The sequence below is a fragment of the Streptomyces sp. NPDC055025 genome, assembly GCF_053608565.1.
The window spans coordinates 63377-85747 of record NZ_JBSGVS010000003.1; the positions used below are offsets into that span (position 1 = coordinate 63377).

General features: G+C 71.7%; 20 protein-coding genes. 11 read left to right on the forward strand and 9 right to left on the reverse strand.

Annotation, left to right across the window (positions count from 1 at the left end; all coding sequences use genetic code 11):
• Positions 1-64 precede the first annotated feature (64 nt).
• Entirely contained in the window at positions 65-1225 is a 1161-nt protein-coding gene (locus ACWGDX_RS02730; protein ID WP_453621517.1) for a GNAT family N-acetyltransferase, read from the reverse strand.
• A 191-nt stretch (positions 1226-1416) separates the two neighbouring features.
• On the opposite strand from ACWGDX_RS02730, the gene ACWGDX_RS02735 reads away from it, so the two are divergent.
• Positions 1417-2772: a cytochrome P450 family protein gene (locus ACWGDX_RS02735; protein ID WP_453621830.1), complete on the forward strand. Its 1356-nt coding sequence runs from the start codon at positions 1417-1419 to the stop codon at positions 2770-2772.
• Positions 2773-2945: 173 nt separating this feature from the next.
• Here ACWGDX_RS02735 and ACWGDX_RS02740 read toward each other — a convergent pair whose 3' ends face one another.
• A complete protein-coding gene (locus ACWGDX_RS02740) occupies positions 2946-3341 on the reverse strand; it encodes a DUF6415 family natural product biosynthesis protein (protein WP_453621519.1) in 396 nt (131 codons plus the stop codon).
• Between the two features lie 131 nt (positions 3342-3472).
• Between ACWGDX_RS02740 and ACWGDX_RS02745 the strand changes: the two genes are divergently transcribed.
• Positions 3473-4900 carry a hypothetical protein gene (locus ACWGDX_RS02745; RefSeq protein ID WP_453621521.1) on the forward strand — a complete coding sequence of 476 codons (1428 nt, stop codon included), beginning with the start codon at positions 3473-3475 and terminating at the stop codon, positions 4898-4900.
• A gap of 44 nt (positions 4901-4944) precedes the next feature.
• Here ACWGDX_RS02745 and hutI read toward each other — a convergent pair whose 3' ends face one another.
• The 4 genes from hutI to hutU form a co-directional block, all read right to left on the reverse strand.
• On the reverse strand, positions 4945-6156 hold the full coding sequence (hutI, locus tag ACWGDX_RS02750; protein ID WP_453621523.1) for an imidazolonepropionase: 1212 nt from the start codon (positions 6154-6156) through the stop codon (positions 4945-4947).
• 104 nt (positions 6157-6260) lie between these two features.
• Complete coding sequence (locus ACWGDX_RS02755; RefSeq protein ID WP_453621525.1) at positions 6261-7703, reverse strand: formimidoylglutamate deiminase; 1443 nt, start codon at positions 7701-7703, stop codon at positions 6261-6263.
• Between the two features lie 242 nt (positions 7704-7945).
• Complete coding sequence (locus tag ACWGDX_RS02760; protein WP_453621832.1) at positions 7946-9154, reverse strand: allantoate amidohydrolase; 1209 nt, start codon at positions 9152-9154, stop codon at positions 7946-7948.
• A gap of 107 nt (positions 9155-9261) precedes the next feature.
• Positions 9262-10959, reverse strand: a complete 1698-nt coding sequence (gene hutU, locus ACWGDX_RS02765) for a urocanate hydratase (RefSeq protein ID WP_453621527.1) — start codon at positions 10957-10959, stop codon at positions 9262-9264.
• 183 nt (positions 10960-11142) lie between these two features.
• Here hutU and ACWGDX_RS02770 point away from each other — a divergent pair, with 183 nt between their 5' ends.
• From ACWGDX_RS02770 to ACWGDX_RS02790, 5 genes are all read left to right on the forward strand, one after another.
• Positions 11143-12660: a diaminopimelate decarboxylase gene (locus ACWGDX_RS02770; RefSeq protein WP_453621529.1), complete on the forward strand. Its 1518-nt coding sequence runs from the start codon at positions 11143-11145 to the stop codon at positions 12658-12660.
• A gap of 144 nt (positions 12661-12804) precedes the next feature.
• Entirely contained in the window at positions 12805-13305 is a 501-nt protein-coding gene (locus ACWGDX_RS02775) for a hypothetical protein (protein WP_453621531.1), read from the forward strand.
• Between the two features lie 101 nt (positions 13306-13406).
• A complete protein-coding gene (locus tag ACWGDX_RS02780) occupies positions 13407-14150 on the forward strand; it encodes a transcriptional regulator (protein ID WP_363079488.1) in 744 nt (247 codons plus the stop codon).
• A 145-nt stretch (positions 14151-14295) separates the two neighbouring features.
• A complete protein-coding gene (locus ACWGDX_RS02785; protein ID WP_382856249.1) occupies positions 14296-14730 on the forward strand; it encodes a roadblock/LC7 domain-containing protein in 435 nt (144 codons plus the stop codon).
• 125 nt (positions 14731-14855) lie between these two features.
• Positions 14856-15230 (forward strand): hypothetical protein, encoded by a 375-nt coding sequence (locus ACWGDX_RS02790; RefSeq protein ID WP_453621533.1) that lies wholly within the window; start codon positions 14856-14858, stop codon positions 15228-15230.
• 198 nt (positions 15231-15428) lie between these two features.
• Here the strand turns inward: ACWGDX_RS02790 and ACWGDX_RS02795 are convergent, their stop codons facing one another.
• The 3 genes from ACWGDX_RS02795 to ACWGDX_RS02805 form a co-directional block, all read right to left on the reverse strand.
• The gene (locus ACWGDX_RS02795) at positions 15429-15992 is read right to left on the reverse strand and encodes a hypothetical protein (protein WP_453621535.1); all 564 of its coding nucleotides are present in this window, start codon (positions 15990-15992) and stop codon (positions 15429-15431) included.
• Between the two features lie 148 nt (positions 15993-16140).
• Complete coding sequence (locus tag ACWGDX_RS02800; RefSeq protein WP_453621537.1) at positions 16141-16977, reverse strand: MurR/RpiR family transcriptional regulator; 837 nt, start codon at positions 16975-16977, stop codon at positions 16141-16143.
• Positions 16974-18653 carry an aromatic amino acid ammonia-lyase gene (locus ACWGDX_RS02805; RefSeq protein WP_453621834.1) on the reverse strand — a complete coding sequence of 560 codons (1680 nt, stop codon included), beginning with the start codon at positions 18651-18653 and terminating at the stop codon, positions 16974-16976. Before ACWGDX_RS02805 ends, ACWGDX_RS02800 begins: the two co-directional genes overlap by 4 nt.
• A gap of 141 nt (positions 18654-18794) precedes the next feature.
• Between ACWGDX_RS02805 and ACWGDX_RS02810 the strand changes: the two genes are divergently transcribed.
• The 4 genes from ACWGDX_RS02810 to ACWGDX_RS02825 are packed head-to-tail and all read left to right on the forward strand — an operon-like array spanning position 18795 to position 22338.
• The gene (locus ACWGDX_RS02810) at positions 18795-20036 is read left to right on the forward strand and encodes an ABC transporter ATP-binding protein (protein WP_453621539.1); all 1242 of its coding nucleotides are present in this window, start codon (positions 18795-18797) and stop codon (positions 20034-20036) included.
• Complete coding sequence (locus ACWGDX_RS02815; RefSeq protein WP_453621541.1) at positions 20033-20692, forward strand: ABC transporter permease; 660 nt, start codon at positions 20033-20035, stop codon at positions 20690-20692. Before ACWGDX_RS02810 ends, ACWGDX_RS02815 begins: the two co-directional genes overlap by 4 nt.
• An 8-nt stretch (positions 20693-20700) precedes the next feature.
• Positions 20701-21366, forward strand: coding sequence for an ABC transporter permease (locus tag ACWGDX_RS02820; protein ID WP_453621836.1), 666 nt, complete (start codon positions 20701-20703; stop codon positions 21364-21366).
• A gap of 15 nt (positions 21367-21381) precedes the next feature.
• A complete protein-coding gene (locus ACWGDX_RS02825) occupies positions 21382-22338 on the forward strand; it encodes an ABC transporter substrate-binding protein (protein ID WP_453621543.1) in 957 nt (318 codons plus the stop codon).
• Positions 22339-22371 lie beyond the last annotated feature (33 nt).

Genomic DNA, 22371 nt, shown 5'->3' on the forward strand with positions numbered 1-22371 from the left:
GATGTGCTGGGTGTGCTGGGCTTGCTGGTCATCGGCTCCCCCGTTGGTGATACGGCCCCCGCCGTCACTTCTCCCGCAGCCGGCCCACCCGGTTCAGCGTCCGCTGCGCGTATCCGGCCAGCTTCGGCCGGCTCCTCACAAAGCTGTGCGCCCTGCGGGACGGCTCCCGGCTGAGCCAGTGCAGAGCCGCCCGCGCCCCCGGCCGCGCCACGGAGCCCTCGTACACCCGCACTCCGCCGGTCTTGAGCGCGTCCTTGTACTCGGCGGCCCCGCGCCCCAGATCGAGCACCTCGATCCCCGCCCCGGCGGCGGCCTCGGCCATCCGCAGATGCAGAATCAGCCCCGGGGAGTACTTGGCGAACACGGGGTCGTACGCCGGGAACCAGCAGGCCAGGACCGTGCGCGAACGCAGCCCGAAGTGCGCGGCGACCGGCCTGTCCGCGACATAGAGCACGGAGAGCACACCGGAGCAGCCCGGCGCGCGTGTCTCGGCCAGCTGCCGTACGAGCGCGCTGATCCACTCCTTGGCGAAACGGTCACGGCGGCCCGTCCTGCGGTACTGCGCGGACTTCCACTCCATGAGCCGGCGCAGCGCCGCCGGATCGCGCTCGTCGAACACGAAGCGGACCTCGCCCGCCTGGCGGCCGAGCCTGCGCTCCTTCGCGCTCGTCGTCCTGAGGAACTTCGGCGACCGCGCGCGCAGCTCCGTCTCGTACGCCTCGTATCCCTCACGGACATCGATGACCGGGGACTCGAACTCCTCGGCCGTGGCGGGGGCGAACAGCTCCTGTCCCGCCTCCAGATTGTCGAACTCCCAGGCGGAGAGCGAGCAGGCCTTCAGCAGATCGGGCGCCGACAGCCGCAGGCCGTCGCGGAACACGGCTCCCTGCACATCGGACACACCGAGACCGATGGCCCTGCCGTGCCCCAACGGCCCTGTCTCGTACGGAAAGAAACCGACGGGCTCGCCGGCGCGCGGACCGCCGGAACCGGACACGCCCCCCGCGCCGTCCCCGTCCGGATGCTGCCGCACCACCGCCACCCGGGCGGTGGGCCGGACGCGGCCGACGGCGCGGGTGAACTCCGGCTCCATGAAGGGACTGGCGGGCGCGCCGGACAGGGCCCTCAAGGCCCGCCACGCGTCGATCTCGGTCTCGTCGAGACTTCCTGGCTCGGCGACTCGAATGCGCGCCCGGTGGCGCGCGGCACTGCGTACGTCACTCATTTCGACCCCCCGGTCCCCAACCCCACCGAAAGGACGGTACCGACCCAAATCGTTCCGGGATAGGGCCCGGCGACCATTCGCCAGAGGCTGAACAACTACTGTCCGAAGCGGTCCGATCGCTCATAGGATCGCATCACGCGTAGATCGAAGCACTCGCCCGGGAGGAGGTCCCCTTGCTCACGTCGCACCGGATGGATCCGACGGGCGGCTGCCCCCATGCCGCCAATGCCACGCTGCTGATGAGGGGAGCCGTGGCCCCGGTCGTGCTCCCCGGCGAGGTGCCGGCCATGGCGGTGCTGGGGCACGAGGCGCTCAGGGAGTTCCTCGGCCACCCGGATGTCGCCAAGGGCGCCGAGCACTTCACGGCGCTGCGGGAGGGGCGGATTCCGGACGGCTGGCCGTTGAAGACCTTCGCCACCGTACGGGGCATGACGACGGCGGACGGAGCGGACCACCGGCGGCTGCGGTCGCTGGTGAGCAAGGTGTTCACGGCCCGGCGGGTGGAGTCGCTGCGGCCGGGCATCGAGCGCCTCACGGAAGAGCTGCTGGACGGTCTGGCGGACGCGGCGGACGCGGCGCGGACGGACGCCGGGCGCGACGGCGTCGTCGATCTGCGTGCCCTCTTCGCGCTGCCGCTCCCCATGAGTGTCATCAGTGAACTGCTGGGTGTGGACGCCGAGTTCAGGGACCGGCTGCATGTCCTGTCGACCCAGCTCGTGAGCACGGACATAGGCCCGGAGGAGGCGATGGCCGCCAACCGCGAGATGGTGGCCGTGCTCGGCGCGGTGGTGGCTTCCCGCAGGGCGCGGCCGGGCGACGATCTCACCAGTGCGCTGATAGCCGTCCGCGCGGAGGACGGCACCGCTGCCGATCACGGTGCCGACACCGACGCCGACGCCCACACCGACACCGGTGCGAGCGCGGGTACGCCCACGAGCAACGACCGGCCGGACGGGTCGGACCGGTCGGACCGATCGGACCGATCGGACCGGCTCAGCGAGTCCGAACTCATCGGCACACTGCTGCTGATGATCATCGCGGGACATGAGACCACCCTCAATCTGATCACCAACGCCGTCCGGGCCCTCTGCGCCCACCGTGACCAGCTCGAACTGCTCCTGGAGGGCCGCGCCGACTGGGCGGACGCGGTGGAGGAGACCCTGCGCTGGGACAGTCCGGTGAGCTATTTCCCGTTCCGCTATCCGACCCGTGATCTGACCGTGGACGGCACGCTGATTCCCCGGGGCACTCCCGTCCTGGCCGGCTACTCGGCGGCCGGCCGCGATCCGTCGGCCCATGGCCCGGACGCCGGCCGGTTCGATCTCGCCCGCCGCCCGTCCTCCGCCATGACCCGTCATCTCTCCCTGGGCCATGGCGTCCACTACTGCCTGGGGGCTCCGCTGGCGAGGATGGAGACCACCATCGCCCTGAGGCAGTTGTTCACCCGCTTCCCCGGCCTGAAGATCGCGGTCACGGAAGAGGAACTGCCCCGTCAGCGCAGTTTCGTGGGCAACGGTGTGCGCGAACTGCCCGTGGTGCTCGGGTAGTCCGCCGAATGTTCGATTGTGGTTGTCAGCTCACGTACTCATCGGACCGTACTCATCTCGGGTGGTCGTAGACGCCATCGGGCGTCATAACCGCAGTCCCACGGCCAGGGCGATCGTGAGCCCCAGGGTGCAGACCGCGACGACGAACCACGTCTGATGCTTCGCTTCGGGGGTCATGGGCGGCCTCGTCCTTCGCGCTCACGCAGATAGTCCATGAATGTGCGGCACATCCGTGCCATGGCCCGCATATGGACCCAGTCGGCCATGGCCCCGTCGCCGGGCCCGCTCTCCGTCAGGTCGTACCAGTCCTTGAGCGCGCCCTTCGCCCGCACCGTGTGCTGGGCCTCGGGCACGCTCTCGACAAGACCCACGAGCCGCGCTCCATGGGTGATGAGCCGCTCGGTGAGATCGCTGATCTCCTGCGGCGGGGGCATCAGACGATGGGGAGCCAGGGCGCGATCGGCGTCGAAGGCGATCGCGTCGAAGGCCAAGGCTATGGAGGTGGCATCGTGGGCCATGGCCTCGGTGTGCGCGTTTTCGTCTGTGCTGCCGGCTCTGTGGTCTGTCACTGTGGTCACCTTGGCCCCCGTCTTCGTGTGATCGGCGTCTACGAAGAGAAAACCGCGTTATCAGCCTCCACGAGTACCGTGGAAGCAGGTCTGAGAATGAAAGCCATGAACGCACTGGGGGAGTTGAGAGCATGGCGAGTAACTCACGCACACCCAATACCGGGCTGGCCTGCCTGCTTGAGCAGGCGAAGTGGTCCCGTTCGCAGTTCGCGCAGATCATCAACCGCATGGGTGCCGAAGCCGGTCTAGAGCTTCGCTACGACCAGTCCGCCGTCTCCCACTGGGTCGCGGGCACCATGCCGAAAGAGCAGGTCAGACCCCTGATACTGGAGGCGTTCGCGCGGAAGCTCAACCGCCCGGTCACCCACTCGGAGGCGGGGCTCACGGTCGCGCCGACCGGCTTCTCCTCGACACGTACGTCCGTTCAGGGGTCCGTACACGGGTCCGCACAAACGTCCATGCACGCCGCCCCGGACGATCCGGCGGCTCGCGTCAACACCCTTGAGGAACTCGTCGACATGGGGCGGGCGGACATGGATCCGTCACGTCGTGGCCTGATCGCGGCGGGGCTGTTTTCGGCCGCCGTCGTGGTGCCCCTGTTCCCGGATCTGGCCCAGGCCGCCACTCCGCCGCCGGCCGCGCCGGGGAAGCGGACGGTCCGGATCGGCGCGCCTCAGGTGCAGGCCGTACGGACGATGACGGACCGGATCGCCGACATCCTCGATGAACTCGGAGGCGGTCACGCCCGCCCGATGGCCGCCGCGTTCCTGGTGAACACCGTGATGCCATGGCTGAAAGCGGAGGCAGCGGAGAGGGTACGCAACGACATGCTGGCCGCCGCGTCCGATCTGGTCTATCTGACCGGGTGGATGGCGATGTACGAGCGCGCGCACGGGCTCGGTCAGCGCTACTACCTCAGGGCGCTCGAACTGGCGGGTGCCGCCGAGGACCATGTCACCTACTGCCGCACCCTGCGCGGTATGTCCCTCCAGGCGTCCAATCTCGGCTACGGCAGACGGGCCCTGGAACTCGCCGACTCGGCCGCCGAGGCCTCACCGAAGGCGGAGCCGCGCCTCCAGGCGTTCCTGTCGGGACAGCAGGCCCACGCCGCCTCGATGGTCGGCGACAAGCGCCAGGCCTTCACCCGGCTGCGGGAGACCGAGACGGCGCTGACCAAGGCGGACAACAGACGCGAGTCCATCGGCGGCTACGACCAGACCGCCTATCTCTTCCATGTGTCGCACGTGCTGTACGAGTTCAAGGACCTGCCGGGCTCGATCTCCGCGCTCCAGCAGTCCCTGAAGGCACAGCAGAAGAACGAGCGCCAGGGCCGGGTGCACTTCCTGGCCGTGCTGGCGCAGCGCCAGCTGGAACTGGGCCATCTCGAAGCCGCGTGCGGGAGTTGGTGGCAGTTCCTGGACGACTACGAGCATGTGTCCTCGGCGCGCGGGGACGAGCACTTCGAGACGATGCGGCGGCGGTTGAAGCCGTACGCGAAGACGCGCGCGGTACAGCGGCTGCGACCGAGGATGGACGAGGTCGCCGTACTGAAGGGCTGATCCGGACCGGACCTGGACGGTCGCCGGCCGGTCCTTCGCCCCGCTCAGAACATACGCAGACCGCCACGCCACACGGAGGAGACCAGGGGGACTCCCGGGCGGTAGGCCAGATGGACATGGCTCGGGGCGTCGAGAAGGACGAGGTCGGCGCGGGCACCGGGGGTGACACGACCGATGTCCTGGCGGCGCAGGGCCGCCGCGCCACCCGCGGTGGCCGACCAGATCGCCTCGTCGGGGGTCATGCCCATGTCGCGTACGGCGAGGGCGACGCAGAACGGCACGGACGAGGTGAAGGACGAACCCGGATTGCAGTCGGTGGAGAGCGCGACGGTGGCGCCCGCGTCGAGCAGACGGCGGGCGTCCGGCCAGACGGCGCGGGTGGAGAACTCCGCGCCGGGAAGGAGGGTCGCCACGGTGTCGCTGTGGGCCAGCGCGTCCACATCGGCGTCGGTGAGATGGGTGCAGTGGTCGGCGGAGGCGGCGTCGAGCTCGACGGCGAGCAGCACCCCGGGGCCGTACGAGAGCTGATTGGCGTGGACGCGGGGCTGGAGGCCCCGCGCCAGGCCCGCGGTGAGGATCGCGCGGGCCTGGTCGCCGTCGAAGGCGCCCTGTTCGCAGAAGACATCGATCCAACGGGCGTACGGAGCGCAGGCGTCGAGCATCTCGCCGGTGACGAGGGCGACATACGCGGCGGGGTCGTCGGCGTACTCGGGCGGGACGATGTGCGCGCCGAGATAGGTGACCTCGTCGGTGTGGTCGCAGGCGATGCGCACGGCGCGGGCCTCGTGCTCGACGGTCAGCCCGTAACCGGACTTGGTCTCCAGCGTGGTGGTGCCCTGGCGGAGTGCCTCGGCGAGATAGCGCGCGGCATTGGCGGCCAGTTCGGCGTCGGTCGCGGCGCGGGTGGCGGCGACGGTGGTGCGGATGCCGCCCGCGGCGTAGGCGCGTCCCGACATCCGGGCGTTGAACTCCTCGGTGCGGTCACCCGCGAAGACGAGATGGGAGTGCGAGTCCACGAAGCCGGGGACGGCGGCCCGGCCGTCCGCGTCGACGGCGTTGTCAGTGGCGGGTGCTTTGCTTGATTCACCGACCCAGGCGATGCGGTCGCCGTCGATGACGACGGCCGCGTCCTGGATCAGACCGATGGGGGTTCCGTCACCGAGGGAGGGGTCGTTGGTGACCAGACCGGCGATGTTGGTGATGACGGTGGACGTGGGCGTGGTCGTGGCCGCGGTCATGGCGGTGGTCGTGCTCATGGCGGGGATTCTCTCCTCCGGCGGCTTCGGTCCGCGCGGCTCGGGGGGCCTGGGCGGCCTGGGCTCTGTACGGCGTGCGGGGGATGTCAGGGGCGGGGGAGCCGTCAGCCGCGCAGGGCCGCGATGGACTCGGCGAGGGCCTGGGGCACATCGGGCACGAGCGCGTGGACCCCGTCCCGTACGAGATGACGGCCGCCCACGACGGTGTGGCGCACATCCGCCGCGGAGGCGGCGAATACGGCGGTCTCCGCACCGAGTCGTGTCAGTGGGCCCGCTGTTCTGACCGAGTCCAGCGCGATCGTGACGAGATCGGCGAGCGCGCCGACCTCGATCCGGCCCGCCTGCGGCCGGCCGAGCGCCGCGTGGCCTCCGGCGGTGGCGGCGTGCAGGAGGGACGCGGCCGTCCAGTGGCCACGGCGGCGCGAGCGCAGCCGTTCGTCCAGCTCCATCGCGCGGGCCTCTTCGAGGATGTCGATCACGGCATGGCTGTCGCTGCCGAGCGACAGCGGCGAGCCCGCGCGCTGGAGACGGGACGCCGGGCCGATGCCGTCGGCCAGATCGCGTTCGGTGGTGGGGCACATACAGGTGCCGGTGTGGCTGGAGCCCAGCAGGGTGATGTCCTCGTCGGTGAGATGCGTGTTGTGGACCCCGGTGGTGCGTGTGCCCAGGACACCGTGGTCGGCGAGGAGCCGGGTGGGGGTGCGGCCGTGGACGGCGAGGCAGGCGTCGTTCTCCGCGGTCTGTTCGGAGAGATGGACATGGAGCGGGGCCCGGCGCGCCTCGGCCCATTCGGCGACGGTGGCGAGCTGTTCGGCGGGGACGGCGCGTACGGAGTGGATGGCGGCGCCGATCAGGGCGTGGTCGCTGTCCTTGAGCGCGGAGACCCGCTCGGCCCAGGCGTCGGCCGTGCCGTCGGAGAAGCGGAGCTGATGGCGCTCCAGGGGCGCCCCGCCCCGGTGCTTGGTGAGACCGGCGGAGAGATAGGCGGTGTCGAGGAGCGTGATCCGGATCCCGGCCTCGGCGGCTGCCGCGATCAGGGCCTCGCCCATCGCGTTCGGGTCGGCGTAGGGCGTGCCGTCCGGCGCGTGGTGGACATAGTGGAACTCACCGACGGCCGTGATGCCGGCCAGCGCCATCTCGGCGTACACGGCGCGGGCGAGCGCGTGGTACGAGTCCGGGGTGAGCCGGGCGGCGAAGCCGTACATGAGCTCGCGCCAGGTCCAGAAGGTGCCGGAGCCGACCTGGACGGTGGAGCGCAGGGCGCGGTGGAAGGCGTGGGAGTGGGTGTTGGCCAGACCGGGGAGGGTCAGTCCGCGCAGGACGGTCGCGCCGGCGGGCGGGGCCGGGACACCGGTGCGCACGTCGGTGATCCGGCCGTCGCCGGCGGCGGCGCCGACGGTCACACCGGGCTCGACATGATTGTCGTACCAGGCGTGTTCCAGCCAGTACAGGACGTCGGGTGCCCGGTGGGGGCCCGGTGCGGTGCGCGTCTCCGGTGTGCCGCCGCCGGTGACCCGGGCGGCCTCCGCGATCTCGGCGGGAGTCATGATCCGGGTCCTCCCCGGCGCCGCGGTCGGCCGGGCCCGCTTCGGCTGCGCCGCCGACGGACGCGCCGACTGGGGACGCGCTGCCTGGGGACGCGCCGCCGTCGCCGGTGCCGTCCCCGGGCGGGCCGTCTGCGGGCGGTGTGCCGTCCGCGGGTGCGGCGGTTCCGGTTCCGGGTGTGGCGTTCGCGGGTGTGGTGGTTCCAGGCCTGGCGGCTCGGGGCGTGCTGCCGCTGTCGGCTGCGTCATGTGCACGCGAGTCCTTCCAGTACGTCGGCGAGTGCCAGGACCCCGGCCACGCAGTCGTCCTCGGCCGCGAACTCGGCCGGGGAGTGCGAGACACCGGTGGGGTTCCGTACGAACAGCATGGCGGTGGGGATGGAGCCGGACAAAATACCCGCGTCATGTCCGGCGCCGGTGCCGAGGACGGGGACGGCGGACCGGGCGCCCGGACGCTGTCCGAGGATCTTGCCGAGTTCGTCCCGCAGGGCGTGCTCGAACTCGACGACGGGGGTGAAGGACTCGCGTACGACCCGCAGTTCGATACCGGCGCGGTCCGCGTGCGCGCGGGCTGCGGACTCGATCCCGGCGACCACCGTGTCCAGGACGGACTGGTCGGCGGCGCGGGAATCCAGCCAGCCACGGACGAGGGAGGGGATGGCGTTCACACCGTTGGGCTCGACGGAGACCTTGCCGAAGGTGGCGAGGGCCCCGGCGAGTTCCGCCTCGCGGCGGGCGGCGAGCACGGTCTCGGCGTAGGTCAGCATCGGGTCGCGGCGGTCGGCGAGCCGGGTGGTGCCCGCGTGGTTGGCCTCACCGTGGAAGTCGAACCGCCAGCGGCCGTGGGGCCAGATCGCGGACGCGATGCCGACGGGGTCGCCGGAGAGATCGAGAGCGCGGCCCTGCTCGACATGCAGTTCCACGAACGCGCCGATACGCGCGAGCCGTTCGGGGTCGGGCCCGAGGGTGGACGGATCGTGTCCCGCCGCCTCCATCGCCCGGGGCAGCGGGACCCCGTCGCCGTCGCGCAGCTCATGGGCCTGCTCGGCGGTGAGCCGGCCCGCGGTGAGCCGGGAGCCGACACAGGCGAGCCCGAAGCGCGCGCCTTCCTCGTCACCGAAGTTGGTGAGGGCGACGGGCCTGGTGAACCGCGCTCCCCTGCGGCGCAGTTCATCGAGCGCGGCGAAGGACGAGACGACCCCGAGGGGGCCGTCGAAGGCGCCCCCGTCGGGTACGGAGTCGAGATGCGAGCCGGTGACGACGGCGTCCCCGGCGAGCGGATCGCCCAGCCAGGCCCACTGGTTGCCGTTGCGGTCGAGTTCATGGACCAGCCCGCGGATCTCGGCCTGCGCGCGGAACCACGCGCGGCAGTCGGTGTCGGCGGCGGTCCAGGCGTAGCGGCGGTAGCCGCCGCTGCCGGGATCACGTCCAAGGGGGGCGAGATCGCGCCACATCTCCTGGAACGAGGGCGGGCTCGTACCGCCCCCGGCCGGAACGGACGCCCGCCCGGCCGGGGCGGCCCCGGCCGGGTCGGGGAGTGTGTCGTCGGGGTCGCGGGGGGTCATGCCGGGACGCCGTCGGTGGCCGTGGCGGTGGCGGTGGCTTCGTCCTCGCGCATGGGGATACGCACATCGCGTTCCCCGGCGACCGATTCCGCGATGTCGTAGCCCGCGTCGACATGCCGGATGACGCCCATGCCGGGGTCGTTGGTGAGGACCCTGCGGATCTTCTCGCCCGCGAGCCTCGTCCCGTCGGCGACCGTGACCTGGCCGGCGTGGATCGAGCGGCCCATACCGACACCGCCGCCGTGGTGGAGGGAGACCCAGGAGGCGCCGGAGGCGACATTGACCATGGCGTTGAGCAGCGGCCAGTCGGCGATGGCGTCGGACCCGTCGAGCATGGCCTCGGTCTCGCGGTACGGGGAGGCGACCGAGCCGCAGTCGAGATGGTCGCGGCCGATGACGACGGGCGCGGCCAGCTCGCCGGAGGCGACCATGTCGTTGAAGCGCTCGCCCGCCTTGTCGCGCTCGCCGTAGCCGAGCCAGCAGATCCGGGCCGGCAGACCCTGGAAGCGGACGCGCTCCCCGGCCAGCCTGATCCAGCGGTGCAGCGACTCGTTCTCCGGGAAGAGTTCGAGGATCGCCTTGTCCGTCTTGTGGATGTCGGACGCCTCGCCGGACAGGGCCGCCCAGCGGAAGGGCCCCTTGCCCTCGCAGAAGAGTGGCCGGATATAGGCGGGTACGAAGCCCGGGAAGGCGAAGGCACGGTCGTATCCGGCGAGTTGGGCCTCGCCCCGGATGGAGTTGCCGTAGTCGAAGACCTCGGCGCCCGCGTCCATGAAGCCGACCATGGCCTCCACATGCCGCGCCATCGACTCACGGGCGCGCAGGGTGAAGTCAGCGGGCTTCTCTGCCGCGTACGAGGCCATGTCGTCGAAGTCGACGCCGAGCGGCAGATACGCCAGCGGGTCGTGCGCCGAGGTCTGGTCCGTGACGATGTCGACGGGGGCGCCCTCGGCGAGCATCCGGGGCAGCAGCTCGGCCGCGTTGCCCAGCAGGCCGATGGAGAGCGGCCGGCGCGCGTCCCGGGCCTCGGTCGCCAGCCGGAGGGCGTGCTCCAGGCTGTCGGCGCGCACATCGAGATAGCGGTGCTCGATCCGGCGGTCGATGGCGCGCGGGTCGCAGTCGATACAGATCGCGACGCCGTCGTTCATGGTCACGGCCAGCGGCTGGGCACCGCCCATCCCGCCCAGACCCGCGGTGAGGGTGATCGTCCCGGCCAGTGTCCCGCCGAACCGCTTCGCGGCGACGGCCGCGAAGGTCTCGTAGGTGCCCTGGAGGATGCCCTGGGTGCCGATATAGATCCAGGACCCGGCCGTCATCTGCCCGTACATCGTGAGCCCGAGGGCCTCCAGCCGCCGGAACTCCTCCCAGTTCGCCCAGTCGCCGACCAGATTGGAGTTGGCGAGCAGCACGCGCGGCGCCCACTCATGGGTCTGCATGACACCCACGGGACGGCCGGACTGGACGAGCATCGTCTCGTCCTGCTTGAGCGTGCGCAGCGTCCGGACCATGGCGTCGAAGGAGCGCCAGTCGCGGGCGGCCTTGCCGGTGCCCCCGTAGACGACGAGCTTGTCCGGGTGTTCGGCGACCTCGGGGTCCAGATTGTTCTGGAGCATGCGGAGGGCGGCTTCCTGCTGCCATCCCAGGGCGCTCAGTTCCGTACCGCGCGGTGCCCGTACGGGGCGGGGTCCCGACATGGCGTTGCCTCCTCCTTGGTGGGTCCGCCGATCCTCGGCGGGTCGCCGGTCCTCGCTGGGTCCGGCGCCCCTCGGGGAGTCCGCGACCCGACGGACTGTTGGCCGATCTATTCACATCCTGGCTTGATGAATACTTGTAGTCAACCGCTGCGTGGGCGCCCGCCGGATGATTGGCTGGAGTCCATGGCCTCGGTTCAGCACAACAGTCAGAGCGCGGATCACGGCGCGCGACACGGCAGCCGGCACGGTACGGATCGCCATACGGGCGGATCCGCGCCCGGACAGACAGGGCGCACCGGCCGCACCGGCGCTGCGGCCCGCCGTGACCTGGCCGTACGGGCGGCGGTGGCACAGGGGCTGATCAGCGAGGCCGAGCCGGTGGTCGCGCTGCTCGATGTGGCCGGAATCCGGTCCTCGGCCGCCGCGCTCCGTACCGCCTTCGACGAGGTCGTCGCTCCCGGCACCGCCGTGCTGCACGCGTTCGCCGTGAAGGCGACCGCGCTCGTGCCCGTACTGCGCCTGCTGGCCGCGGAGGGCATCGGCGCCGAGGTCGCCAGCCCCGGTGAGCTGGCGCTCGCCCGCGCGGCCGGGATACCGGCCGACCGTACCGTCCTCGACTCCCCCGCGAAGACCACCGCCGAACTGCGTGAGGCCATAGCGCTCGGGATCGCCGTCAACGCCGACAATCCGCAGGAGCTGGCGCGTATCGACGCCCTGGTCGGCTCGGGCGGGACCACCTCCCCGTTCGGGCTACGGGTCAATCCGCAGACGGGAGCCGGCTCCATCGGCGCGCTGTCCACCGCGACGGCGACGTCCAAGTTCGGGGTCGCGCTGCGCGACGAGGGCGCCCGCGCCTGGGTCGTCCAGGCCTATCTGGACCGCCCCTGGCTGACCCGGCTGCACACCCACTCCGGATCGCAGGGCCTTCCGCTGGAGCTGATGGCCGAGGGCGTACGGGCCCTCCACGAACTGGCCGAGGAGATCAACGCGGCGGCGGGCCGCCGGCAGATCGACACTCTCGACATCGGCGGCGGCCTTCCGGTCAACTTCGCCTCCGACGAGGAGACACCGACGTACGCGGCCTACGCCCGGCTGCTCAAGGACACCGTCCCCGGGCTGCTGGACGGCAGCTATGGGCTGGTGACCGAGTTCGGCCGCTCCCTGCTCGCCAAGCACGGCCTGGTGCTCGCCCGGGTCGAGTACGCCAAGTCCGCCGGGGGCCGTCCCATCGCGGTGACGCACGCGGGCTCGCAGATCGCCACGCGCACGGTCTACAACCCCGTGTCCTGGCCGCTGCGCATCGCCGCGTACGACGCCGGGGGACGGCCCAAGAGCGGCCCGGACGTGGCCCAGGACATCGCGGGACCGGCCTGCTTCGCGGGCGACCTGCTGGCCGAGAACAGACCGCTGCCGCTGCTGGAGCAGGGCGATCTCGTCGCCGCGCTGGACACCGGCGCGTACTACTTCACCAACCACTACGCGTACAACAGCCTTGTCAGACCGGGCATCCAGGGCTTCACGGTGCGGCCCCGCGCCGGTACGGACGGGACCGACGGGGTGGACGGTACGGGCGGGGTGGACGGGATGGGCGATACGGACGAGGTGCGCTTCAGTACCGTACGGGCGCCGCAGACGGTCGAGGAGATCGTCACCGAGTCGGGCGGCGCGTACGCGGACGCGCTGCTGGACGACAGAGCCTGAGCCCAGGCCCGGACCGGCCGAACCTTGCCGCATGTTCCGATGGAAAATGCCAGAACTCCCTCCCCCAGCACGGACGTTGCGTAATCTCACGGTTACTGCCGTACAGCAGTGCACCCGTACACCCGGCTGGGAGGGGGAGCCCGCGTGCCCGGAATCGACGCATGCCTTCAGGAGGCCATGAGCCTGCCAGGGGCGCGCGGAGCGGCCATAGTCGACTGGACCAGTGGACTCGCCCTCGGCACGGCGGGCGAGTCGCCCGGCGGCGACCACGAGGCCACCGCCGCCGAGACGGCCGAACTGGCCAGGGCGGCGGCGGAGTACACCGCGTTCGCACCGACCCCGGGAGCGGCCGGGGGAACGGCACCGCGACCGGCGTCGGCATCAGCACCGGGAACGGGCGCGGGCGCGGGCGCGGGACCAGCATCCGGAAGGGCCGGCGGCACAGGCTCGGCCGACCAGGACAAGGGTCCGCCCGTCGAGGACCTGATCGTCACCAGCCGCACCGGCTATCACATCCTCAGCTTCGTCGAGACGGCCTTCGACAGCAGCGTCTTCCTGTATCTCTGGCTCGACCGTGACACCGGCAATCTCGCCCTGGCCCGGCTGCGTCTGGGGCAGCTCGCCGAACGGCTGGTACTGGGATGAGCGCCGAGGCCCCCTTACCGGCGATGCCGCCGGGCCCCCCGACACCACCGTCGCCGCCGACACCACCGTCGCCGCCGACCGCCTCCGCCTCCGTCTCCCCGATGCTCGTCCGGCTGGCCGGCGAACGCGCCACCGGCGCCCTCCTCCGCGACCACGGCACGCTCTATCTCACCGACGGCCGCATCGTGCACGCCGAGAGCCCCGCCGCTCCCGGGATCGACGTCCTGCTCACCGCGGGCGGCCGACTGCCGCGCGCGGGCTGGGAGGAGGCGGTGGACCGGGCCGGTGCCCGCCGCGAGGTCGGCAGATTCCTCGTGGAGAGCGGCCGGCTCGGCGACGGCGAGCTGGAGATCTGCCACCTCGGCGCGCTGTTCGACGCGGCCTTCTTCGCACTCGCGCCGGGCAGCGGCCCCACCCGCTTCCGTTACGGCGTGGCCCACTGGATCGGTCCCGTACGTCCCGTACCGGCGGCGGCCGTCGAGCGTGAGACACGGCGCAGACGCGAACTCCTCGACCGGGTCTGGCCGTATCCGGCCGTCGACACCGCCCCCGTGGTGGCCCGCGGGCCCGCACCCGGTCAGGCCGTCACCCGCCGCCAGCGCGCCCTGCTGGAACTGGCCGACGGGGTGCGGACCCCGGTGGCCATCGCGTGGGCCCTGGGACGGCCCGCCTTCCACACCCTGCTCGATGTCCGGCGGCTGGCCGCGGCCGGACTGGTCGAGACGCCCGACGAACCGTCGGCGGCCCCGCCCGCGCCGGTCCCCTCCTGGGTCGCGACGGTCGCCGCCGACCCGGACATCGCCCTGTTACGCCGGCTCCGCGACGCCCTGGAGGCAAGCCTGTGACTCCCCGCTCCATCCCTTTCCGCTCCATCCCCCCGCGGTCCGCCCCCTTCCGGTCCGCCTCTTTCCGGTCCGTGCTCATCCAGCCCTCGCCCATCCAGCCCGTCCCTTGCCTCGCCTGCCCCGTCCGGTACGCCGCCACGGCGTCATGAGGCGCGCTCTGCGGGCGCGTGCCGAGAGGAGACAGCTCATGACGGCAGAAGCCGAGGTGCTCGGCGAACTCAGACGGCTGCGGGCCCGGCTGCCCCAGCTCACGGGCGCGCTCGCGGCCAGTACGGACGGTCTGGTGCTGGCCCAGGACACCACCGGGGTCGAGCCCGAGGGGGTGGCCGCGCTCACGGCCGCCGCGCTGGGCGTCGCCGTACGGCTCACGGACACCACGGGCCAGGGCGGATTCCGGGAGCTGGTGATCCGCGGGGAGCTGGGCTATGTCGCGACGTACGCGGCGGGCTCCTCGGCGGTCCTGACGCTCCTCGCGGAGCCCAGGATCAATGTGGGCCGGCTCCATCTGGAGGGCCGCCGCTCCGGTGCCCGTATCGGCGAACTGGTCGACGGCGCCCTCGAACGGCTGGAGAACGCCTGAGCCTCCCGCTCCCTGTCCCCCTCCCTCGCCCGCTCCCCCTCTCCCTCCCTCGCGCGACTTCACGCACCACCCGGACGTCCGGAATTCCCCGGACCTCCATCGGAACGGAAGGAAGTACGACATCCATGGCCAACACCGACGCGGCTCTCAAGCAAGCCACGACCGCCATCGAAGGAGCCCTGGGGGCCGCCCTCGTCGACTACACCAGCGGGATGGCCCTCGGTACGGCGGGCGGCAGCAAGGACCTCGACATGACGGTCGCCGCGGCCGGCAACACCGATGTGGTCAGGGCCAAGGTCCGCGCACTGGAACTGCTCGGGATCAAGGAGGAGATCGAGGACATCCTGATCACCCTCGGCGGCCAGTACCACCTGATCCGGCTGCTCAAGGGGCGTGGCAACAACGGGCTGTTCCTCTATCTGGCGCTCGACAAGTCACGCGCGAATCTGGCGATGGCCCGCCATCAGCTCATGAAGATAGAGGCCGAGCTGGAGGTGTGACCGCCCGGGTCCGACGACGGACCCCGGCCGCCCCGGGCCATGGGCCCTGTCCGGGTACGGTGCCCACCGACCCGACGGGGCCCGCCCGGCAGGCGGCCGAGGGGCGGGCGGCCGAGGGGCGGGCGGCCGAGGGGCGGGCGGCCGTCCGGGAACCGCCCCCGGGCCCACCCCGACGGCCGACCGCGCCGCGCCCCCGGCTCAGCGCCGGCGTGTTCCGCCCGGCGCCGCGTCGCCCGCGCCGACACCCGTCGTACGGAAGCCCTTCACCCGCTTGCCGACGGGCCGGCCGGAGCCGGCCCAGTCGGTGCGCACCCACAGCAGTTCGTCCTCGCGCCGCTCCCGGCGTCCCAGCCAGCCGGCCTTGAGCCAGAGACCGGCGGCCGCACCCGCCAGGGCGCCGCCGCCCGCGCCGGGCAGCGCCGACGAACCGGCCACGGCCACGAGAAAGCCCGCGAGCAGCCACCAGCGGTGTGCCCGCCGCCAGTTCCGGGTGGTCACACGACGGTCCTGGAGATGGTCGTGCCGGCCCGCCCGCTCGGTCCGTTCCGCCCACGCGCTGTATCTGCGGCGGTGTACGAGGGCGACGGCCGCGGCACACACCACGAAGAGCGCCGCCCCCGCGTAGACACCGATCCTGCGGCCGGTCAGTCCGGGGAACACGATCCCGATCCCGGCGGCGAGCACCCCGAGCCACCACAGCGGGACCGCGCCGGCCCGTACGATCACTGCCACCCGTGCCAGAGACTGCCCTCCGCGTCCCACTGTCCGCCTCCTCGTTCCGGTGAGTTTGGCGGGCAGATTAATGACGTTCTCTGAAGTTTTCCTGAGAACGCACGGAACGGAACGGAGCGGAACGGAGCGGAACGCGGCAGAACGGAGCGGAGCTGTTCCACGAAGCTGTTCCACGGAGCTACTCCACGAAGAGCCCCCGCGCCGCCGCCCGCGCGTCGAACTCCTCCAGCCGCGCCTGCGCCTCCGGCAGCCCGTCGCACATCGCCTCCAGCAGCATCCGCCCCAGCAGCATCGGCGCACACGCCGTGTCGAAGGCGAGGCCGGTGCCGACGGCCGCCGGAATCAGCACATCGCTGTGCTTGGCGACGGGCGCGAACGCGGAGTCGGCGACCGTCACCACCGTCAGCCCGGCCGACCGCGCGTACGCCAGCGTCTCCACGACCTCCCTCGGATGGCGCGGCAGCGCGAAGCAGAGCAGCGTGCTCGCGCCCGCGTGCCGGGCGGTGTCGATCCGGTCGGCGAGCATCGTGCCGCCCTCGTCGAGCAGCCGTACGTCCGGATGGACCTTCGCCGCGAAGTAGGCGAAGCCACGCGCCTGCGAGGAGGCCGCGCGCAGACCGAGCACCGGCAGCGGACGGGAGGCGGCGAGCAGCCGGCCGGCCCGTTCGACCGGCTCGGGGTCGGCGAGCAGCTCCGCGAGCTGCCGCAGGTTCTCGATCTCGCCGCGTACGGCCTGCTGGTACTCGTTGAGGGTGGTCTCGCCCGCCACGGGAGCGCCGGGCGCGACCTCCCGCAGATGTCTGCGCAGCGCCGGATAGCCGTCGAAGCCGAGGGCGACCGCGAAGCGGGTGACGGACGGCTGGCTGACTCCGGCCAGTTCGGCCAGTTCGACGCTGGACAGGAACGGCGCGTCCCCCGCCCGGCGCACCATGCTGTGCGCGATGCGCCGCTGGGTGGGGGTCAGCCGGTGGCCCTCGAAGAGCTGCTGGAGTCGGGCGGCAGGGCTGTCGCTCATGCGATCCCCCTTGTCTGATCTACCTGATCTGTCTGAGCTGGCTGGTCTGTCTGAGCTGGCCGGTCTGGCTGGTCCGGCCGGTCGTTACTCGTGCGGGTGGTGGCGTTCGTACGGGCCCGCCGCCCGTCGTCGGCGGCCAGCTCGGTGAAGCGGTCGAGCAGCGCGGCGGCCGCCGTCACATCATCGGTCAGCGGACGGTCGCCGACCTCCTCGTCGAGTACGGTCTCGGCCAGCTCGAAGGCCCGTCCGACCGCGAGTCCCGGCTCGGGGCGCAGTCCGCGCTGGCGCAGGGCCCGTACGGCGGCGACCAGCTCACAGCCGACGACCAGGCGGTACGCGCTGCCCGCGCGCAGCGTCTGACGCGCCGCCAGCGAGGCGAAACTGGCCTGCTCCTCCACGCCCCGGGACAGTACCGCGTGGCCCAGCGAGGCGGGCGCCGAGTAGGCCCGCAGATCACCGAGGGCGGCCCCGGCGGCGTACTCCAGGATCATCACCCCGGAGCTGGCGGGCTCGCCGTCGGCGAGGAAGGGCCGCAGCCGGGTGAAAGCGGGCTCGTTGAGCGCGGAGAGCCGGGAGGTGGACAGCCGTGCGGTCTGCACCAGCGAGAGCCTGAAGTGGTCGAGCGCCAGGGCGAGTTGGGCGAGATAGAAACCGCCGTGGTGGTAGGCGGCGGGGACCGGGTCGGCCTCCGTGCCGGCACTGATCAGCGGGTTCTCGGCGGCTGCGTTGATCTCGACGGTGAGGGTTTTCTCCAGCGCGTCGGCGGCGTCGCGCGCCGGGCCGTGGATCTGCGGGACACAGCGGAAGCCGTACGGGTCCTGTATCCGGCCGAGCGGTGGTCCCGGCCGTTCCGGGGCGCCGAGGAAGCGCCGCATATCGGCGGCGACGGCGTACGAGCCGGGGTGCCGGCGCGCCGCGTGCACGGGCTCCGCGTACGCCTCGTACGAGCCGTCGACGGCCAGCAGGGAGAGCGCGGCGACCAGCTCGGTGGCGGCGACGAGCCGTCTCAACTCGTCGAGGGCGAGCGCGGACTGACCGAGCGTCAGGGCATTGCTGCTGATCAGGGCGAGGGCGTCGTTGTTGTCGAGGAGCTGGGCCTCGGGAGGCGGTCCGCCGCCCTCCCAGGCGTGCTCCCAGGGGCGTTCCCCGGCGAGGGCGAGGCCCATCTGCGCGAGGGCCGCGATGTCGCCCGTACCGACCGAACCGTATTCATTGACGACGGGGTACGCGCCGGACCCCAGCGCCTCGCAGAGCGCGGTGACGACGGTGGGGCGCAGTCCCGCGCCGCCGGCGAGCAACTGGTTGGCGCGCACTGCGAGCATGGCGCGGACCTGACGGGCCGGCAGCGGTTCGCCGATGGCGCCGGCGTGGCTGCGCAGCAGCCGCAGCCCGTGGCCGGCGGCGGCCTCGGTGGGCACGGCCTCGGTGCGATTGGCGCCGACGCCGGTGGAGCGTCCGTACACCCGGCCCGATCCCGCCAGTTCACGGGCGAGATGCCAGCTCTGCTCGACGCGCTTCATCGCCTCGGTCCCGGGTACGGGATGTGCGGCGCCGTCCGCCAGCCGGACGACATCGGCGACCGGGAGGCTCTGTCCGTCCAGAACGACGAGGGGCGTGCTCACGGGCGTGCTCACGGGGCTCCCCGTACCCGGCGGGTCCACCATGTGGGACGACATCATGCGCGAACGCCTCCATTCCAGACGTTACGTCTCACCCCGCGACCATCCGTAACCAGTGATTTACGCCAGGGCATTGACAATCTATTCAGACACCAAGAACTCTGCATGACTATATGCAGGCCGGGCAAGGGACGACTGATGATCAGATTCGACGCGGTGAACAAACGCTTCCCCAACGGCACCACGGCGGTTCACGACCTCACCCTGGAGATGCCGGAGGGCGGTATCACCGTCCTGGTCGGCTCCTCCGGATGCGGTAAGACCACCACGCTGCGCATGATCAACCGGATGGTCGAACCGACCTCGGGCACCATCCGGCTGGGCGGCAGGAACGTCCTGGAGCAGGACGCCGCCGAGCTGCGGCGCGGTATCGGCTATGTCATCCAGCAGTCCGGGCTCTTCCCGCACCGTACGGTCCTCGACAACATCGCGACCGTGCCGCTGCTGCTGGGCTGGGGCCGGCGGAAGGCCCGTACGCGGGCTGCGGAGCTGCTGGAGACCGTGGGGCTGACGGCGGAGGCGGGCAAGCGCTATCCGCATCAGCTCTCCGGCGGCCAGCAGCAGCGGGTCGGGGTGGCGAGGGCGCTGGCGGCGGATCCGCCGGTGCTGCTGATGGACGAGCCGTTCGGCGCGGTCGACCCGGTGGTACGGACCCAGCTCCAGGACGAGCTGCTCCGTCTCCAGAAGGATCTGAACAAGACCATCGTCTTCGTCACCCACGACATCGACGAGGCGGTACGGCTCGGCGACCGGATCGCCGTCTTCCGCACGGGCGGCCATCTGGTGCAGTGCGCCACGCCCGCGGAGCTGCTGGCCCGGCCGGCGGACGGATTCGTCGCCGGCTTCCTCGGCGCGGAACGCGAGCTGAAGCTGCTGTCGCTGACGACGCTCGCGGAGGTGCCCGCGCGGCAGGTGGCGACGGCGGTACGGACCGTACGGGAGGGCGAGCCGGTGCCGCGTCCGGGCGAGGGTGCGCCGGGCGAGGGTGGGTACGACGGCGGGCCGTACGACGACGGGCCGTATCTGGTGGTGTCCGCCCGGAACGAGCCCCTCGGCTGGCTCACCCCGGACCCGTCGGGTGGTTCCGGACCGTCCGGCCCCCTGATGCCCGTACGGCCGCTGCGGGACACGGACTCGCTGCTCGCGGCGCTGAACGAGTCGATCGCGTCGCCGACGGGTCTGATAGCGCGGGTCGACGCCGAGGGCGTGCTGACGGGGGTCACCTCACGGGAGACGATCCACGAGCACGCGGGCCGCAGACACCAGGAGGCTGCGCGGGCGGCCAGGGAAGCCGCCTCCCCGACGAGCACGGGCGCCACGGCCCCTGGCGCCGCGGCAGCCGCCGGGAGCGGGCCCAGGACCCCGGGCGGAGCCGTATGACCATCGAATGGGGATGGATCTCCGACCACGCGGGCGATCTCACCACCCTCACCCTCTCCCATCTCCAGGCCGCGCTCACCGCCGTGCTCCTCGGTCTGCTGATCTCGCTCCCCCTCGCGGTGCTCGCCCACCGGGTCCGGCCCCTGCGCGGCTTCCTCCTCGGGCTCTCCAACGTCCTGTTCACGATCCCGTCCATCGCGGTCTTCGTCCTGCTGCTGCCCGTCTCCGGGCTGACCAGGACCACCACCGTCATCGGTCTGACGGTCTACACGCTCGTCGTGCTGCTGCGGAACACCGTCGAAGGGCTCGACTCCGTACCCGCCAAGGCCCGTGAGGCCGCCGTCGCCATGGGCACCCGCCCGCTGCGTACGCTCCTCACCGTCGAGCTGCCGCTCGCGCTCCCCGTGATCATGGCCGGGGTACGGATCGCCACCGTCATGTCGATCTCACTCGTGAGTGTCGCCACGTACATCGGGGACGGCGGTCTCGGACAGCTCTTCACCGACGGCTTCCAGCGCGACTTCCCCACCCCGGTGGCGGCGGGCGTCGTGCTGACCCTGCTGCTCGCGCTGGTCGCGGACGCCCTGCTGGTGGCCGTGCAGTACGTCCTCACCCCGTGGACACGGGAACCCCGGACGCGGGAAGGAAGGGGCTGACACCCACCATGTACGAACTCTTCGAGGATCTGGGCTCCTGGCTGGTCTCGGGCGAGCAGTGGACGGGTGCCGACGGCATCGGCCACCGGCTCGCGGAACACCTCCAGTACTCCCTGCTCGCGACCCTGATCGCCGCCGTGATCGCGCTGCCGCTCGGACTGCTGATCGGGCATACGGGCCGGGGCGCGTTCGTCGCCATCAATCTCGCCTCGTTCGGCCGGGCCCTGCCCACGGTCGGTCTGGTCGTACTGGTCTTCCTGGCGAGCGGTCTCTCCATGACGCCGGTGTATGTGGCGCTGGTCGCCCTCGCCGTCCCGGCCGTCGTGACCAATACGTACGCGGGGATGACCGCCGTCGACCCGGAGGTGAAGGACGCGGCCAGGGGCCAGGGCATGCGCGGCCACCAGGTGCTGTTCCAGGTCGAGATCCCGCTGGCGCTCCCGCTGATCATGACCGGGCTGCGGCTCGCGCTGATCCAGGTGGTGGCGACGGCGACCATCGCCGCGTACGTCAGCTTCGGCGGACTCGGCCGGTATGTCTTCGACGGCCTGGCCCAGCGCGACCTCGTCCAGGTGCTGGGCGGCGCGGTGCTGGTGGCGGCCGTCGCCGTCGTCCTCGATCTGGCGCTGTCCGGACTCCAGCGCGTTCTGTTCCGCCGTCGCACCGCCGTCTAGGGAGACACCACTCCGATGAACACCCGGAACACAGGAAACACCCGGCGCACACTGCTCGGCGGTCTGCTCGCCGGTGCCTCCATACCCGTACTGGCCGCGTGCAGCACCGGCATCACCTCCCTGGACGGCCAGGGCGGAGGCGGCGCGGGAGGCGGCTCCAGCGCGGGCGGCATCACGATCGGCACGGCCAACTTCACCGAGAACCAGATCCTCGGTCATCTCTACGCGACGGTGCTCGAAGCCGTCGGGGTGAAGACCACCGTCCGCGCCAACCTCGGCACCCGCGAGATCCTGATCCCGGCCCTCAGGGGCGGCGACATCGATCTGCTCCCCGAGTACCAGGGCGCGCTGCTCCACTATCTCGACGCGAAGGCGACCGCCACGGAGGAGGGCGAGATGCAGAACGCCCTCGCCATCGCCCTCCCGGCGGGCCTCCAGGTCCTCCCGTACGGCCGGGCCGAGGACTCGGACGCCTTCGCCGTCACCCGCGAGACCGCCGAGAAGTACGGCCTCGTGACACTGGCGGACCTGAAGAAGCAGAACGGCAGGCTGGTCCTCGGCGCCGCGCCCGAGGTGAAGAAGCGGGTGGTCGGGGTCGTCGGGCTCAAGGAGGTGTACGGCGTGGAGTTCAGGGAGTTCAAGTCGCTCGACTCCTCGGGCCCCCTGGTGAAGGGAGCCCTGAAGAAGGGGGACGTGGATGTCGCCAACCTCTTCACCACGGACACGGACATCGTCGCCGAGGGCTGGGTGGTCCTCGCCGACCCCGAGAACCTCGTCCCCGGCCAGCACATCGTCCCCCTGATCGCCGACCGCAAGGCCGACTCGACGGTACGCAGGGCACTGGCCCGCCTGGGCAACACCCTCACCACGGAGGCCCTCACCGAACTCAACCGCCAGGTCGACAAGGACAAGAAGGACCCGGACGAAGTGGCCCGCGCCTGGGCCGCCACCCACGGCCTGACGAAGAAGTGACCCTCGGCCGCCGAGGCGGCTGGTTTCCCCCGT